This is a genomic window from Belliella baltica DSM 15883 (assembly GCF_000265405.1).
Lineage (GTDB): Bacteria > Bacteroidota > Bacteroidia > Cytophagales > Cyclobacteriaceae > Belliella > Belliella baltica.
In genome coordinates this window covers 4,011,939-4,026,127 of record NC_018010.1, presented here as the reverse complement: position 1 = coordinate 4,026,127, position 14,189 = coordinate 4,011,939, and the positions used below count along the sequence as shown (strand labels likewise).

Annotated in this window: 16 protein-coding genes; 4 read left to right on the top strand and 12 right to left on the bottom strand. The window is 36.9% G+C overall.

Features of this window, described 5'->3' with window-relative positions:
* Positions 1-108 precede the first annotated feature (108 nt).
* The 4 genes from vapC to BELBA_RS18210 all read right to left on the bottom strand — a co-directional run bounded on the left by vapC (position 109) and on the right by BELBA_RS18210 (position 1,653).
* Positions 109-513: a type II toxin-antitoxin system VapC family toxin gene (gene vapC / locus BELBA_RS18225; RefSeq protein WP_014774154.1), complete on the bottom strand. Its 405-nt coding sequence runs from the start codon at positions 511-513 to the stop codon at positions 109-111.
* A gap of 1 nt (position 514) precedes the next feature.
* On the bottom strand, positions 515-706 hold the full coding sequence (locus tag BELBA_RS18220; protein ID WP_014774153.1) for a type II toxin-antitoxin system VapB family antitoxin: 192 nt from the start codon (positions 704-706) through the stop codon (positions 515-517).
* 81 nt (positions 707-787) lie between these two features.
* Positions 788-1,102 (bottom strand): hypothetical protein, encoded by a 315-nt coding sequence (locus BELBA_RS18215; protein WP_014774152.1) that lies wholly within the window; start codon positions 1,100-1,102, stop codon positions 788-790.
* Entirely contained in the window at positions 1,099-1,653 is a 555-nt protein-coding gene (locus BELBA_RS18210; RefSeq protein WP_157466124.1) for a BF3164 family lipoprotein, read from the bottom strand. The genes BELBA_RS18215 and BELBA_RS18210 overlap by 4 nt, the downstream gene beginning before the upstream one ends.
* A 197-nt stretch (positions 1,654-1,850) precedes the next feature.
* Between BELBA_RS18210 and BELBA_RS18205 the strand changes: the two genes are divergently transcribed.
* Together BELBA_RS18205 and BELBA_RS18200 are read left to right on the top strand one after the other, a co-directional pair.
* Positions 1,851-3,218 carry a pyridoxal-phosphate dependent enzyme gene (locus BELBA_RS18205; RefSeq protein ID WP_014774150.1) on the top strand — a complete coding sequence of 456 codons (1,368 nt, stop codon included), beginning with the start codon at positions 1,851-1,853 and terminating at the stop codon, positions 3,216-3,218.
* A gap of 191 nt (positions 3,219-3,409) precedes the next feature.
* Positions 3,410-4,063, top strand: coding sequence for a DUF2189 domain-containing protein (locus BELBA_RS18200; protein WP_014774149.1), 654 nt, complete (start codon positions 3,410-3,412; stop codon positions 4,061-4,063).
* Here BELBA_RS18200 and BELBA_RS18195 read toward each other — a convergent pair.
* From BELBA_RS18195 to BELBA_RS18185, 3 genes are read right to left on the bottom strand one after another with little or no spacing between them, the layout of a single operon-like run.
* On the bottom strand, positions 4,052-5,098 hold the full coding sequence (locus tag BELBA_RS18195) for a vWA domain-containing protein (RefSeq protein ID WP_014774148.1): 1,047 nt from the start codon (positions 5,096-5,098) through the stop codon (positions 4,052-4,054). The genes BELBA_RS18200 and BELBA_RS18195 overlap by 12 nt on opposite strands.
* A complete protein-coding gene (locus BELBA_RS18190) occupies positions 5,085-5,984 on the bottom strand; it encodes a hypothetical protein (protein WP_014774147.1) in 900 nt (299 codons plus the stop codon). Before BELBA_RS18190 ends, BELBA_RS18195 begins: the two co-directional genes overlap by 14 nt.
* Positions 5,977-6,855: a DUF58 domain-containing protein gene (locus tag BELBA_RS18185; protein WP_014774146.1), complete on the bottom strand. Its 879-nt coding sequence runs from the start codon at positions 6,853-6,855 to the stop codon at positions 5,977-5,979. The genes BELBA_RS18190 and BELBA_RS18185 overlap by 8 nt, the downstream gene beginning before the upstream one ends.
* A gap of 90 nt (positions 6,856-6,945) precedes the next feature.
* Here BELBA_RS18185 and BELBA_RS18180 point away from each other — a divergent pair, with 90 nt between their 5' ends.
* The gene (locus tag BELBA_RS18180) at positions 6,946-7,308 is read left to right on the top strand and encodes a DUF4296 domain-containing protein (protein ID WP_014774145.1); all 363 of its coding nucleotides are present in this window, start codon (positions 6,946-6,948) and stop codon (positions 7,306-7,308) included.
* The gene (locus BELBA_RS18175; protein ID WP_014774144.1) at positions 7,292-9,679 is read left to right on the top strand and encodes an endonuclease MutS2; all 2,388 of its coding nucleotides are present in this window, start codon (positions 7,292-7,294) and stop codon (positions 9,677-9,679) included. The genes BELBA_RS18180 and BELBA_RS18175 overlap by 17 nt, the downstream gene beginning before the upstream one ends.
* An 86-nt stretch (positions 9,680-9,765) precedes the next feature.
* On the opposite strand, the gene BELBA_RS18170 is transcribed toward BELBA_RS18175, so the two are convergent.
* The 5 genes from BELBA_RS18170 to lpxD are packed head-to-tail and all read right to left on the bottom strand — an operon-like array spanning position 9,766 to position 14,180.
* Positions 9,766-10,257 carry a hypothetical protein gene (locus BELBA_RS18170; protein ID WP_014774143.1) on the bottom strand — a complete coding sequence of 164 codons (492 nt, stop codon included), beginning with the start codon at positions 10,255-10,257 and terminating at the stop codon, positions 9,766-9,768.
* 51 nt (positions 10,258-10,308) lie between these two features.
* Positions 10,309-10,944 carry an ABC transporter ATP-binding protein gene (locus BELBA_RS18165; RefSeq protein ID WP_014774142.1) on the bottom strand — a complete coding sequence of 212 codons (636 nt, stop codon included), beginning with the start codon at positions 10,942-10,944 and terminating at the stop codon, positions 10,309-10,311.
* Positions 10,945-10,947: 3 nt separating this feature from the next.
* The gene (lpxA, locus tag BELBA_RS18160; protein WP_014774141.1) at positions 10,948-11,727 is read right to left on the bottom strand and encodes an acyl-ACP--UDP-N-acetylglucosamine O-acyltransferase; all 780 of its coding nucleotides are present in this window, start codon (positions 11,725-11,727) and stop codon (positions 10,948-10,950) included.
* Complete coding sequence (locus BELBA_RS18155) at positions 11,724-13,118, bottom strand: bifunctional UDP-3-O-[3-hydroxymyristoyl] N-acetylglucosamine deacetylase/3-hydroxyacyl-ACP dehydratase (RefSeq protein WP_014774140.1); 1,395 nt, start codon at positions 13,116-13,118, stop codon at positions 11,724-11,726. The genes lpxA and BELBA_RS18155 overlap by 4 nt, the downstream gene beginning before the upstream one ends.
* Positions 13,119-13,157: 39 nt before the next feature.
* A complete protein-coding gene (lpxD, locus tag BELBA_RS18150) occupies positions 13,158-14,180 on the bottom strand; it encodes a UDP-3-O-(3-hydroxymyristoyl)glucosamine N-acyltransferase (RefSeq protein ID WP_014774139.1) in 1,023 nt (340 codons plus the stop codon).
* Between the last annotated feature and the right edge of the window lie 9 nt (positions 14,181-14,189).

The following is a 14,189-nucleotide window of genomic DNA, read 5'->3' as shown; positions in this document are numbered from 1 at the left end:
TTAGTTTGAAAAATTAAGGTGATTTTTAAGACGGCATCCTTCTTTCATAAAAACCAATAGTTAAGAAGTACAGCTATATTTTTCATGATGGATGCATTTCAAATCAAATTAGTTTATTAGGTAGAATCGAAGTTTGAAAAATTCAGAAATTGGTACAAAGTCCCTATCCAAATGAAATAGAGTGGCATTGGAAGTCATGGCATACCAAGCGATCAAACAATCATAACTCTTTCTTATTGTAACACCTTTTGACCTTAATACAGAATATATCTGAGCTGCACCTTCAGCAGCCTCAAAAGGATCGGCGTGGATTTGTCTCAATGCATTTAACTTATCCTTCATGTCTAAAAACTCTTTGGGATACTTGATTCCCTGTAAAATCTCTTGGTAGACAGGAGGACAGATTATCACTTGATCCTTATGCAATAATTCCTGAACAGCACTGATAATCTTCTGATCTTTTCCTCCAAAAAAATTAATCCATATACTTGTATCTATCAATACATTGTCCATTTCAGTCAGTCCTCATGGAATCTAAATCTCCAGACCAATTGACTTTACCAGCCAATTCAGACAGTTCTTTCAACTTGATCATTCGGAGAAATTCTTTCAATGCTAAATCAACTGCCTCACGCTTTGTTTTGATATTAGTTTTTTCTAAAATTTCATCAATGACTTTTTGATCTATTTCTATATTGGTTCTCATAGCTTCACTTGTTTATACACAAAAATACGAAAAAATATACACATGTTTGATCTAGTGTCTATCAAGAAGCTAAATATAAAATTAGAATGTACCATAGCGCTTTTTCATTCGAATGTAGGCTTTAAAATTTCCATTCAAAGAATAATCAAGATCACCTATGCAAGTTACACAAGACACATTGATGAACACAACAACGGAAGTTGAATTGATTGCTACAGATCTTGGAACTTCGCTGAACTCTGATTTGTAGCGCGTTAAGGAATCAGGAAGAGTAAGGACAGTATTTGCCAAACTCTCCTCATTCCTTAGTACATTTTCTGTATTGTTTTTAGTATTACAAAACGAGAATGCTAAAACTATAATGATGAAAGGGGTGATTTTCAAACTAGTTTTCATAAATCGATATAAATCAATTCTCCGGTATCGATATCGAAGCTGTAGATTCTACTATCATCTGATGTTACAGAAATAGACATAATGCCACGATCTAAGTTAATTTGTTTGATAGGGTTTCCCTCCCAATCATAAATATGAATTGTTTTACAAAAACCCGAATTAGGTGTGTCATCTTCTAACCCTGAAAATATGGCAAAAATAAAATTATCTGTTACAAAGATATCATTGTAGCATTTTTTTGTTGTACCGCTTCTGTCAAAAATTAGCTTACCATCATATTCAATGATATCATTTTCATTTTGCACTCTATCTGGACTATATATTATTTTTGAACTGAAGTCACGGAGGTCAGTGATTTCAATTGCATTGTGCCAGCGATATGCCGTCGCGACTAATTCCTTATCAGGTTTAACCATCGATTTTCGCTGAAAATAACTTTGTAGGGTAGACTGCTCTAGGTTATCAGGATACTTGTAGAATTCTCCAAATTCTTTGGTGATGATATTTTGTTCTAAATCAATAAATTGAAATTTAAACGCTGACTCATTCATCAAAGATCCCAAGATTTTGCTCTCAGTCAAGAAGTTAACTCCAATAGATTATAGTTTCTTGAAACGAAACTGTTAAATAAAGTTAAGCTCATGCATGTGAATACTACTTCCCAAATAATCTTCTGAAAAATCAATTTTTCCAACAAAGTCCTTTAAAATTATTTGTAACTTGCCGTCAAATTAGCAATTACCATTTTATGATTTATAATTCAATAATTGAAACGATAGGAAATACACCATTGGTCCGCCTGAATAAGGTTAATCAGGGTATCAAGGGTGAGATTTTGGTGAAAGTAGAATACTTCAATCCAGGCAACTCCATGAAAGATAGGATGGCTATCAAAATGGTGGAGGATGCTGAAGCTGCAGGTATCCTCAAGCCAGGAGGCACGATCATCGAAGGGACAAGTGGAAATACAGGAATGGGCCTAGCATTGGCTGCGATTGCTAAAGGATACAAATGTATTTTTACCATGGCTGACAAGCAGTCCAAAGAGAAAATCGATATCCTCAAAGCGGTGGGCGCAGAGGTGATCGTCTGCCCCACGAATGTTTCTCCAGAAGATCCAAGGTCTTATTATTCTGTTGCGAGAAAATTAAATAAAGATATCCCCAATTCTTTTTATCCAAATCAGTATGACAACCTCTCCAATGCGCTTGCGCATTATGAGACGACTGGTCCGGAGATTTGGAAGGATACAGCAGGCAAAATCACCCACTATGCAGCTGGTGTAGGTACTGGTGGTTCCATGTGTGGGACAGCCAAATACCTCAAGGAGCAAAATCCAGCAATCGTCACAGTAGGAATTGATACCTATGGTTCGGTCTTCAAGAAGTATAAGGAAACTGGCATTTTTGATGAAAATGAAGTCTATCCCTACCTGACAGAAGGCATAGGAGAGGATATCTTGCCAAAGAATGTTGATTTTGACATGATCGATCACTTCGTAAAAGTAACAGACAAGGATGCAGCAGTGATGACTAGGAGGCTTTCTCGTGAGGAGGGCTTATTTGTAGGCTGGTCATGTGGCTCGGCAGTGCATGGTGCTTTGGAATATGCCAAAGAAAACCTCAAGGAGGGCGACCGCATGGTCATCATCCTGCCTGATCATGGTACGCGCTACTTAGGGAAGATTTACAATGATGACTGGATGCGCAATCATGGCTTCTTGGAAGACAAGACTTTTGGTACAGCCAGAGATATCATCGCCGCGCGCAATGGTGACTATCAACTTTTGGTCACACAGCAAACTGATACAGTCAAAGCTGCCATTGCACTGATGAATAAGACCAGCGTATCTCAAATCCCTGTCATGGATGGAGACCATGTGGTGGGTTGCCTGACGGACAACAAGCTCTTGAGTAAAATCATTGATAACCCAAATCTCAAAGATTCTCCGGTGTCTGAAGTGATGGAAGACTCCATGAAGTTTGTTGCTTTGGACAGTACACTAGACGTACTTTCTTCCATGGTGGACAAGGAGAAGGCAGTCTTAGTTCGGGATGATAAGCATCAAATTCATATCATTACCAAGCATGATATCTTGGAAGCGATTACAAAATAATCGTACTCGGTCCATAGTCGACCGTCAACAGTTGATTGTAATAAACTTCTTAGAATCTTATCATTAGCTACCTTAAGCAAAGGGAGTAGTATTCTAGTACAATAATAAATAAATTCTCAAATTTAATAAAGGCAAGAAAGCGGATTTCTTGCCTTTGTTTTATCCATTACAAAAAATATTACACCTACAAAATGATCAAAGAACGTTTAGAGGCATTGAGAATGAAAGGATACGATTTTGATATTCAAGATATCATGATTCGTTCTTGGCAAATGTTCAAAAAGCAAGCGCTTCTAAGTATTGCTTTTACAATGTTGATCTTTTCTATTCAGCTTCTGCTTACGATTTACATCCCAGATTATGCTTTGCTTCATGCTTTGTTTTTAGCACCACCCCTTTATTCTGGGTTTTATTTGGTTGCAAATAAAATAAGTCAAAATGAAACCGTGGTCTATCCAGATTTTTTCAAAGGATTTAATTTTTATATCCTTGTCTTTTCGATTTGGTTGATTGGGCAGGTATTAACAGCCTTTGGATTGATTTTATTGATTGTTCCTGGAATTTATCTAGCAGTCAGCTATAGTTTTTCGGTTTTAATGGGGATGTTTGGTGGATTTGACTTTTGGAATGCACTAGAAGAAAGTAGAAAGCTCATCACCATAAGATGGTGGAAGTTCTTTGTTTTTAGTCTTATACTGATATCGATCAATCTTCTTGGTTTTTTAACGTTTGGTCTTTCTCTCTTGGTTAGCATTCCAATGACCTTTTACGCTACGTATATCTTGTTCGAAGATTTGACGAAGGAGATATTTCTTGAGGAAGAAAAGACTAATTTAATCCAATAGGAAATTATTGAAGAATGTACTTTTGAGAGCTAACCAGGCAAAAAAGAAAAGTAAAGCCCAGAAAAGATAGACTCTATAATAATCCATAGTTTCTTTATATCTAGACTCAATAATCTCAGCTTTTTCTAAAGTATCGATCTCTTCAAATATTCTCTCTAAAGCGTTGTCATCTGATGCTCTGTAAAATTGTCCACCACCGATTTTTGCTATTTCTCTAAGGGTAGTTTCATCAAGATAACTCTCAATCATCTGCGGTCTTCCGAAGAAATCCACTCCATAAGGAACCATTCCATCTTTTCCGACTGCGATCGTATAAATTTTGATATCAAATGCAGCTGCTAACTCCGCCGCAAAGATCGGATCAACATTCCCTGCATTGTTCTCCCCATCACTGAGCAAGATCATGACTTTTGACTTGGATTCTGCTTCACGCATTCTATTCGTGCCTGAAGAAATGGCACTCCCAATCGCAGTCCCTTTTGCATCCATCATGTTAAAGGATATATCTTTGATAAGATCGGTTAAAAGTTTGTAGTCTGTCGTCAAAGGAGCCAAAGAATAGGCTTCCCCAGAGAAAATCACCATCCCAATTCTATCACCAAATCTACCATTGATAAATTCTACCGCAGTTTCCTTTGCTGCTTCTAGCCTGTTGGGTTGAAAGTCCTGAAGGTCCATAGATTCTGAAATATCCATTACTAACATGATGTCAATACCTTCAGTATATTGTTCCACACGTTCGTTGGTCTTCTGTGGCCTTGCCAAAGCTACAATAATCATCCATAGTGCCAACATAAAGAACAAAGTAGGAATCAACCTTAAATAAGTCCAAGGATTACTTTGTGAGACGCTATTAGGAAGGGAAATTTCTAGAACAGGGTTTTTTAGAAATTTGATAAATTTCCTCAAAAGCATCAACAAAGGAGCTACCCAAAGTAGGTGTAGTACCCATAAATTTTCCCACTCAAAGCCACGAAATGTGTCCGGTAAAAACCAATACAAAGAGAAAAAATCGGTTATACTATTTGCGTTCATCTTTTTGGGTGATTTTTTGTTGATAGGTTTCAGCACAAATTCCCTTGAGATTTTGGCATGCCTGACCGATGTCTTTGCCTTCCTTACCTGCATAGATAATCATCTCGATTTCTCTAAAATCTTTGATAATCTCTTTGTTTTCAAGGAAATTCGATATCTCAACAGTAGTCCATTCTCTAAATGGTTTTGACTTCAGATGCTCCATGTAAGCTTTCCAAAGCCCAAGCAATTCATCCGCATTGTCTGTGTCAGGATTATTGGAAAATGAAGCTTCGGCCTTTTCCCAACGCAATAAGAATCTCTTGTATTTTCGTTTTTCCAACCACAGTCGCCATCGTTTTTGTAGAGGTTTGCCGAAGAAAAAGAGAAGTACTCCAGCTAAGATTACAACTGCGACTAAGATGCCAATCAGAAGGGGGTAATTGAAATCGGTATCAATGGGTTGATATACATTGTTGTCTTGAAAATTAAGTTGCTCAGGAAGTGGGTTGATCATTAGCTTTAAAGCTAAATCAGCTTCATCAGCATAATAAGTGATACTATCATATTTTAGAATCTCGTAAACTGGCAAAGAAAATTTCAGAACAGGATCCAGAGAGAAATTTGCAACGTAATATACTGCACTATCAAGTGTCAAGCCCTCTTTGGTGGAGGAAATGAATGTTTGTTTTTCATGAAAAACAAAGGGGCTGAAATCATAAGTAGAGTCAGGGAAAATAATGTTATAACCTTTCCCATAAGTAGCTTTTAAAACATAAGGGACTTTTTCGCCAAGCTTTGCCGAGTCCTGTAAGAAATATCCTTCCACCTTTAGCTCTTGCGCAAAACTAAAAGCAGAAATCATAAGAAATGTAAAACCGAGGAGAGTTAAGCGAGTCTTAGCCACGTTTCATGGTTTTATTACGGGTTTTGAATAATTCTATCAAAGGTAATACGATATCTTGTCTTGTATCGATGCCTAAATAATTGATTTGATTTTTTTTGCAGATATTTTTCAAATGATCTCTTTCTGTAGTGAATGTATCAGTGATTTTTTTCGAAAAAGAACCAAACGCAGTATTTACCCAAGTGGTAGTTCCTTGCTCTTTGTCAAACACAGGAATGATTCCCAATGAAGGCAACATCGATTCCCTAGGATCAGTAAGTTGGATAGCAACCAAATCATGTTTTTCTGCTAATGCTTTGAATGGTCTTTCATAACCATCATCGATAAAATCAGAAATTACAATGATAATACTACGCTTTTTGATCAAGTTGAGGGAAAAAGTAAACATATCTGAAAGATTGGTCTTCAGAGATTTATTTTCATGATTGAAAATCCCTTTGATGATTTTGACTCCTTGTTTTGGACCTTTTCCCGGAAGAATGATTTTTTCTTTTTCATCTGAATAAGAAATCAGCCCCACTTGACTACCTTCAAAAATCGCAGCGAGTGTAAGTACACCTGCAATTTCTTTTCCCAAATCAATTTTCTTTCTGCCTACCTCACCAATATCCTGAGAGCCACTGATATCCAAAAGAAAATATACGCATTGGTCTTTGTCTTCCTTGAAAGTTTTGACGAATGTTCCGTGACCTTTGGCAGAAACTTTCCACTCGATCGTCCGAACGTCATCACCATACTGATAAGGTCTCAAATCATCAAATTCTAGTCCTGCACCTTTGAAAATAGACTGATAATCACCTTGAAGATGGTTATTTACCACTTTTCGGATCATGATTTCATATTTTCGAAGTTTTTTGAGAAGTTGGTTCATAGATGTCTTATTCGGATGACTAATTTAAGGCAGTCTTTTGAATAATAAAATTTATATGTTGATCTCTGTTAATTGTGTTAATTTTGAAACGTGAAAAAGCTAAAACTCATTATACCGATAGTCATATTCCTCGTGTCATGTGGAAAAAATAAATTACCTGAGGGGATTTTGGATGAAGATAAAATGGTCAGTGTTTTGATAGATATTCATATTGCCGAAGGACTTGTCAGTACGCTTCCGATCAACTATGATTCTTCTCGAACGATGTATCCTATGTTTGAAAATGAAGTTTTCCGTAAACACAATGTGGCAGATTCAGTTTTTCATAGGAGTTTGGAATATTACCTTGCGAACCCCAGGATTATAGATAGGATTTACGCAAGGACAATAGATTCACTTAATGTCATAGAAAAATCAGGAAATACGAAAGAAACGGATGATTTACCCCAATAGTGTAGAAGAGAAAATAAATTTTGATAAAATCAAAGAATTGATCAAAGCCGAGTGCAGCAGTTCTCTCGGAGTCAATTTTGTTGATAAATTGAATTTTTCCAAAGACTTAAGACTCATTACAAGACTCCTTGATCAGACTGAGGAATTTAGACAAATACTGGTTTCTGGAGAATCTTTTCCAGCATCTAATTTCACTAATATTTATCCATACTTAGAAAAGGCTAAAATCGAAGGGACTTTTCTCTATGAGGATGATTTTCACGAAATCAAGCTTTCCTTGATGACTTTGAGTGGATGTGTGGCATTTTTCAAAAAATTCGCAGAAGAATATCCTAATCTCCATGAATTACTCGGACTTGTCAGCTTAGATCAGACTTTGCTCAAAGCGATCGAAAAAGTGATTGATGAAAAGGGTAAAATCAGAAACAATGCCTCTAAAGACCTATCTTTAATCCGCTCTCAGATTATTTATGAAGAGAGTAGGTTGAGAAAGGTTTTAGATAGAATTTTCAGAGAAGCTAAAGCCAAAGGTCTTACTCCAGATGACGCATCTGTGACTATTAGAGGGGGAAGAATGGTTATTCCTGTATTAGCTGAAAACAAGCGTAAAATTAAGGGCTTCATTCATGATGAATCAGCCACTGGGCAGACCGTATTCTTGGAGCCAGCTGAGGTTTTGGACATCAATAATGAGTTGAAGGATTTAGAGTATATGGAGAGAAGGGAGATCCAAAAAATCCTTACCCAACTTACAGATTTGTTGCGAGGCTATATCCCCGAATTAAGAAAAGCATATCAGTTTTTAGGATTAGTAGATTTCATCCGAGCAAAAGCAAAATTTGCGATCAAAACGAACGCTTCGAGACCAATTCTTGAAAAACAAAAACAAATCGAATGGTATAATGCTACTCATCCTTTACTTCAATTTGCACTAAAGCAGCAAGGCAAATCGGTAGTGCCACTTAATATCCATTTGGATCATAATAGAAGGTTATTGGTTATCTCTGGACCAAATGCTGGAGGTAAATCCGTAACACTAAAAACTGTAGCAATGATACAGTACATGCTTCAATGCGGTTTGCTTGTGCCAATTGATTCGCATTCGAAGTGCAGCATTTTCGATCACTTTTTCATAGATATTGGAGATGAACAAAATATAGAAAATGACCTGAGTACATACAGCTCCCACTTGATGAGCATGAAATATTTCACGCAGTTTGCAGACAAAAAAACCATCCTTTTTATAGATGAATTTGGAACAGGGACAGAGCCACAATTTGGGGCAGCTATTGCTGAGGGGATTTTACTTTCCTTAAATAAGCTTGGTGCTTATGGGGTAATCACAACTCACTATGGGAATTTGAAAGAAATCGCTTCCAAGAATCAAGGTCTTGTCAATGGAGCTATGAGATATGATGTTGACAAACTGGAACCTTTATATCAATTAGAAATAGGTAAACCAGGTAGTTCGTTTGCATTGGAAATTGCATCTAAAATTGGGATTTCAAAAGAAATCATTGATTATGCAAAGGAAAATATCGGCGAAGATCGGGTGCGTTATGATAAGATGCTCAATAAGTTGGAGAATGAAAAAGTGCGATACGAGCAGTTGATCAATGAAAATGCGAAAAAGGAGCGTCAACTTGATATTCGAATTAGAGAATACAATTCATTAAAAGAAACTATTGACAAAGGCAAAAAGCAATATATTGAAGAAGCGAAGAAGGAAGCTAAGCTGCTGTTAGATGATGTCAATAAAAAAATAGAAACTACCATCCGGGCGATTAAAGAAAACAAGGCAGATAAAGAAGCTACTAAAACGCTGAGAGCTGACTTGGAGACTTTCAAAGCGAAAATCAAGCCCGAAAAAGTAGTAGAAAAGGCGCCTGAAATCAAAGTAATAGAAGGAGAAATTGAAGTTGGTGATTTTGTACGCTTGAAAGACAATGGAGCGGTAGCAGAAGTACTTGCTATCAAAAATAAAGATGTAGAAATCAGCATGGGAGATTTGAAATCCAATGTGAAAATGAAGCGACTAGAACGGATTTCAAGTACGGAAATGAAAAAAGAGAAAAAGTCTTTTGCCAGAAGAACAGGATTCGATGCCAATGCCAAGATGATGGACTTTTCTTCAAACTTGGATATCCGTGGTAAGAGAGGTGAAGAAATCCTTCCATTGGTTCAGAATTTTATTGATGATGGATATATGCTTGGCATGAAGGACTTGAGGATTGTTCATGGTAAAGGAGATGGGATATTGAAGGAAATCACAAGAAATATTCTAAAAAATATGCATCAAGTAGCAAAAGTTAAAGATGAGCATGCCGATCGAGGAGGGTCAGGTGTCTCTATAGTAGAGCTAAAGGGATAAGATTTTTCAAGAAATGCATTATTTACCAAAAGAAAAGGCTTAGATCTCTGCAGAAATCCAAGCCTTTTCTTTTGTGTTGTATTTTTTTATTGTTTACGCTTTAGGCTAAATTTATAATTTCCAGCTAGTGCTGCTCCTGGAATATTGATGTCAGCTCCTGGTGCAACTATGCTAAATGTCAAAATTAGGTCATTTGTACTTCTGGTATAAGAAATTTCAGGTCCTGAAGCTGGTCTAGTACCTGCAAGTGTAAATTTAGAAAGATCACCAGTTACAAAATTCCAGTTGCCTGAGCTATCAAAAATCTCACCACCACTGATAGTATTGTATGTTTTGCTATTCGCATTAGCGGAGAAAGTAATTTCAAAATTTTGATAAACATTTGTTTCAGAGTTCCCATCTCTTGTGACAGAGCCTCCATTTGCTACAGTCCATGTTAGTGAAGATTCTCCTGCAAGATTCTCAATTGCGAGTTCTTCAGGAGTTTTAGAAGGAGCTGGATCGTCTTTTTTCTTACATCCAAAAAGAACTAGTCCAAATGCTGAAATCAAGAAAAGATTAAGAAATAATTTATTCATAATAGGGTTTCGTTATTTGCGAATTGTAAATTTAATGATATGCACGAACAATCAAACACTTTGTTTGAGCTTATAGTTTTCAATGTTAATAGATTGCTCACAAAAATCATATTCTCTTTTGTCATTCGAGCAAATCAAGATAGTTTTATTATTGCCATATTTCGCTACAAGTTCTAGATACCAAGAGATTCCTTTTTCATCTAAATTGGAAGCAGGTTCATCCAAAAGAATTAGAGAAACGTCTGAAAAAAAGCAAAGTCCGAGTTTCAGTCTTTGCTTCATTCCACTGGAAAATTGACTGATAGGTTTATTCTGATGATTTTCGAGATACATGATCTCCATCATTTGTTCAAATGACGAGTTAGCAACTGGTTTTTTGAACTTGAAGTGAAATTGGAGTAATTCTAAAAGAGTAAACTCTTCAGGCAGTTCCAAGTATGGCGCTGAAATCGTTAAATGTTTATAAATATCTTCTCCTGATATCTCTTTTTGTTCCAAAAAATATTTTATGCTTCCTTCTGTCAAAGGATTTAGTGATGCAATTGCTTTTAAAAAAGTTGATTTTCCGGAACCATTACTTCCTGTGATAGCTAGATTTGAATTCGCTGGGATTTCCAAGGTGAGATTTCTGAATATCCATTCATATTGAAATCTTTTTGCGGCATTTTCCAGCTGAATTCTTATCATGAATTAATTAATGTATCCTTTCATTACTCCTCTTTCTGAAGAGCGAATGAAGTTGATAATTTCATCCCTTTCTTTGGTAGCTGGAAGATTTACTTCAATTTCTTCAAGAGCTCGACTATTATTCAAACTATTGAGAAATAAAAACCTATAGACATCTTGAATATGACTGATAGTTTCACTAGAAAATCCTCTTCTTCTTAATCCTAGACTATTGACACCTGCATAACTCAAAGGCTCTCTTGCTGCTTTGGTAAATGGTGGGACATCTTTTCTCACCAAGGAACCACCAGAAATCATAGAATGCATGCCAACTTTAACAAATTGGTGAATGGCACTGCTTCCCCCGACTATCGCCCAATCATCGATGATGACATGACCTGCAACTTGAACTGAGTTGGCAATAATTACATTGTTGCCCACGATACAATCGTGTGCTATATGGACATAAGCCATGAGGAGGCAGTTGCTGCCTACTCGTGTGGTTTTTTTATCTGCTGTCCCTCGACTGATCGTGACACACTCTCTTATGGTAGTATTATCGCCAATTTCTACCAAAGTTTTTTCACCTTGGAATTTTAAGTCTTGAGGTATTGCTGAAATTACAGCTCCAGGAAAAATTTTACAGTTTTTACCAATTCTGGCACCGGGGAAGATCGTGACATTCGAACCAACCCAAGTTCCTTCACCAATTACTACATCTTCATGTATCATGGTGAAAGGGTCGATTTGAACTCCCTCTTTCAAAATGGCTCCTTCGTGTACTTGTGCTAATTTGCTGATCATGATTCTTTTCTAACAATACTTGCTGTCATAACGGCCTCACATACCAAGGTGTTGCCTACATAAGCTTCACCTTTCATCTTTGCAATTCCTCTTCTGATAGGAGCAAGTAATTCACATTTGAAAACTAAGGTATCACCTGGGACTACCATTTTTCTAAATTTACAGTTTTCTATACCCAAGAAATAAGTCCAATAATTTTCTGGATCATCAACTGTGCTTAATACCAAGATCCCTCCAGTTTGAGCCATAGCTTCTACCTGCAAAACACCAGGCATTACTGGGTTTGCTGGAAAATGTCCCATGAAGAAAGGTTCATTGATGGTTACATTTTTTATCCCCGCTACTACTGTGTCATCAAGATAAATAATTTTATCAAGTAATTGGAAAGGATACCTGTGAGGTAAAATATTGCTGATTTGTGCGATATCCATCACAGGAGGAAGCTTAGGGTCGTAATGTGGAATGTGGCTTGGACCTGCTTTTTCCATTGCCCTTTTGATTTTTTTAGCAAAAGCTACATTGGCAGCATGTCCCGGCCTAGCTGCCATAATTTGGGCTTTTATAGGACGGCCAACTAAGGCCAAATCTCCTACTACATCTAGAAGTTTATGTCTGGCAGGCTCATTTTTGTACCGAAGTTCAACATTATTTAGTATTCCCTCTTTTCTTACTTCTACCTTTTCTTTATTGAACATTTTTGCCAAATGTTCCAATTCTTTTTCTTCAACAACTCTATCAACAACAACAATTGCATTGTTTAAGTCACCTCCTTTGATAAGGTTTTGGTTGTAAAGCATTTCTAATTCATGAAGAAAACAGAAAGTTCTACAGGACGCTATCTCATTTCTAAACTGACTGATATCAGTGATCGAAGCATGCTGAGAGCCTAGTACAGGGGAATTGTAGTCAACCATTACAGTCACTCTATAATTGTCCAAAGGCAAAGCTGCCATTTCTACTTCTCTTGATGCATCCCGAAAGGTGATACTTTCTGGAACTTCAAAGAACCTTCGTAACGCATTCTGTTCTTCAAGACCAGCATTATCTAATATTTCGATGAATTGGATAGAGGACCCATCCATAATTGGAGGCTCTGGCCCATCTAATTGAATCAATACATTGTCAATTTCTAATCCTACTAAAGCAGCCAAAACGTGTTCTACAGTGAAAACTCTTGCTCCACTTTGCTCTAATGTGGTACCTCGTGAGACATCTACTACATTGTCAACATCAGCATCAATGATCGGCATCCCTTCAATGTCAACTCTTTGGAATTTGTAGCCATGATTTGGCGGAGCTGGTAAAAAAGTCATGTTTGAAATCACTCCTGTGTGGAGTCCTACACCAGACACGGTGACTTGTTTTTTTATGGTATGTTGTTTTACCCTCATAGGTATTTTACTCTTGCTTTTAAATTTGAGACCGTAAATTTATTGTTTTTTTTCCAGTTCTCTCAATCTGTCCTGAAGTATAGGCAGATTTCTAAAAATGGCATAAGACTTTAAGAACGATTTCATTTCAAATCCCATATAGCCAAATAAAGTCTGTCCAGGTTCTAAAATTGACTTGCTGACTCCTGTATTTGCTCCTACAGTAGTATTATCCGCGATTTTGATGTGCCCTACAATCCCCGCTTTTCCTGCGATTACACAGTTTTTGCCAATTTCTGTAGATCCAGAGATGCCTGCTTGCGCTGCAATGACTGTGTTTTCGCCAATGATAACATTATGAGCGATTTGTACGAGATTATCTAATTTCACTCCTTTTTTAATAATAGTAGATCCCATTGTCGCCCGGTCAATCGTGGTATTCGCACCGATGCTTACATGATCTTCTATGATGACATTCCCGATTTGTGGGATTGTTTTATATGTGCCATCTTCTTGAGGTGCAAATCCAAATCCATCCGATCCGATCACGACTCCTGCATGAAATTCACAGTGTGATCCAATCACACAATCATGACCGATTTTCACTCCAGGTTGGAAAATACAATTGTCTCCTATTTTTACATTATCTCCTATGCTGACGTTTGGGTAGATTTTTACATTGTTCCCGATGCTACAGTTTTTTCCGATATATGAAAAAGCTCCTCTATAATGATCAGAACCTATTGTGCTACTTTCATGAATAAATGCAGGTTCTTCACTACCTGACTTACTGGTTTTAGTGAATTGAGCATATGCTTCTAAAATTTGTGTGAATCCAATGTAAGCATCTTTCACTCTGATCAGATTTGTAGATATTGATTTTTTAGCTCTAAAATCTTCAGAAACAATTACTGCTGAGGCCTTTGTTTCGTAAATGTAGGGTTCGTATTTCTCGTTGGCCAAAAAACTTACACCTCCAGGTTTACCTTCTTGGATTTTGTCAAGCCTTGTAAGTTTCTCAGATCCATTACCTTCTACCTTGCCATTGAGAAGTAATGCAACCTGTTCTATGGTAAATTCCATAATGAATTC

What these genes read in the sequence shown, in the direction of transcription:
- BELBA_RS18155 (WP_014774140.1), bottom strand. Translation starts at nt 13,118, where the DNA reads ATGAGGGTAAAACAACATACCATAAAAAAACAAGTCACCGTGTCTGGT.
- BELBA_RS18165 (WP_014774142.1), bottom strand. Translation starts at nt 10,944, where the DNA reads ATGATAAGAATTCAGCTGGAAAATGCCGCAAAAAGATTTCAATATGAA.
- BELBA_RS18205 (WP_014774150.1), top strand. Translation starts at nt 1,851, where the DNA reads ATGATTTATAATTCAATAATTGAAACGATAGGAAATACACCATTGGTC.
- lpxA (WP_014774141.1), bottom strand. Translation starts at nt 11,727, where the DNA reads ATGATCAGCAAATTAGCACAAGTACACGAAGGAGCCATTTTGAAAGAG.
- BELBA_RS18215 (WP_014774152.1), bottom strand. Translation starts at nt 1,102, where the DNA reads ATGAAAACTAGTTTGAAAATCACCCCTTTCATCATTATAGTTTTAGCA.
- BELBA_RS18210 (WP_157466124.1), bottom strand. Translation starts at nt 1,653, where the DNA reads ATGAATGAGTCAGCGTTTAAATTTCAATTTATTGATTTAGAACAAAAT.
- BELBA_RS18175 (WP_014774144.1), top strand. Translation starts at nt 7,292, where the DNA reads ATGATTTACCCCAATAGTGTAGAAGAGAAAATAAATTTTGATAAAATC.
- BELBA_RS18200 (WP_014774149.1), top strand. Translation starts at nt 3,410, where the DNA reads ATGATCAAAGAACGTTTAGAGGCATTGAGAATGAAAGGATACGATTTT.
- BELBA_RS18195 (WP_014774148.1), bottom strand. Translation starts at nt 5,098, where the DNA reads ATGAACGCAAATAGTATAACCGATTTTTTCTCTTTGTATTGGTTTTTA.
- BELBA_RS18185 (WP_014774146.1), bottom strand. Translation starts at nt 6,855, where the DNA reads ATGAACCAACTTCTCAAAAAACTTCGAAAATATGAAATCATGATCCGA.
- lpxD (WP_014774139.1), bottom strand. Translation starts at nt 14,180, where the DNA reads ATGGAATTTACCATAGAACAGGTTGCATTACTTCTCAATGGCAAGGTA.
- BELBA_RS18220 (WP_014774153.1), bottom strand. Translation starts at nt 706, where the DNA reads ATGAGAACCAATATAGAAATAGATCAAAAAGTCATTGATGAAATTTTA.
- vapC (WP_014774154.1), bottom strand. Translation starts at nt 513, where the DNA reads ATGGACAATGTATTGATAGATACAAGTATATGGATTAATTTTTTTGGA.
- BELBA_RS18170 (WP_014774143.1), bottom strand. Translation starts at nt 10,257, where the DNA reads ATGAATAAATTATTTCTTAATCTTTTCTTGATTTCAGCATTTGGACTA.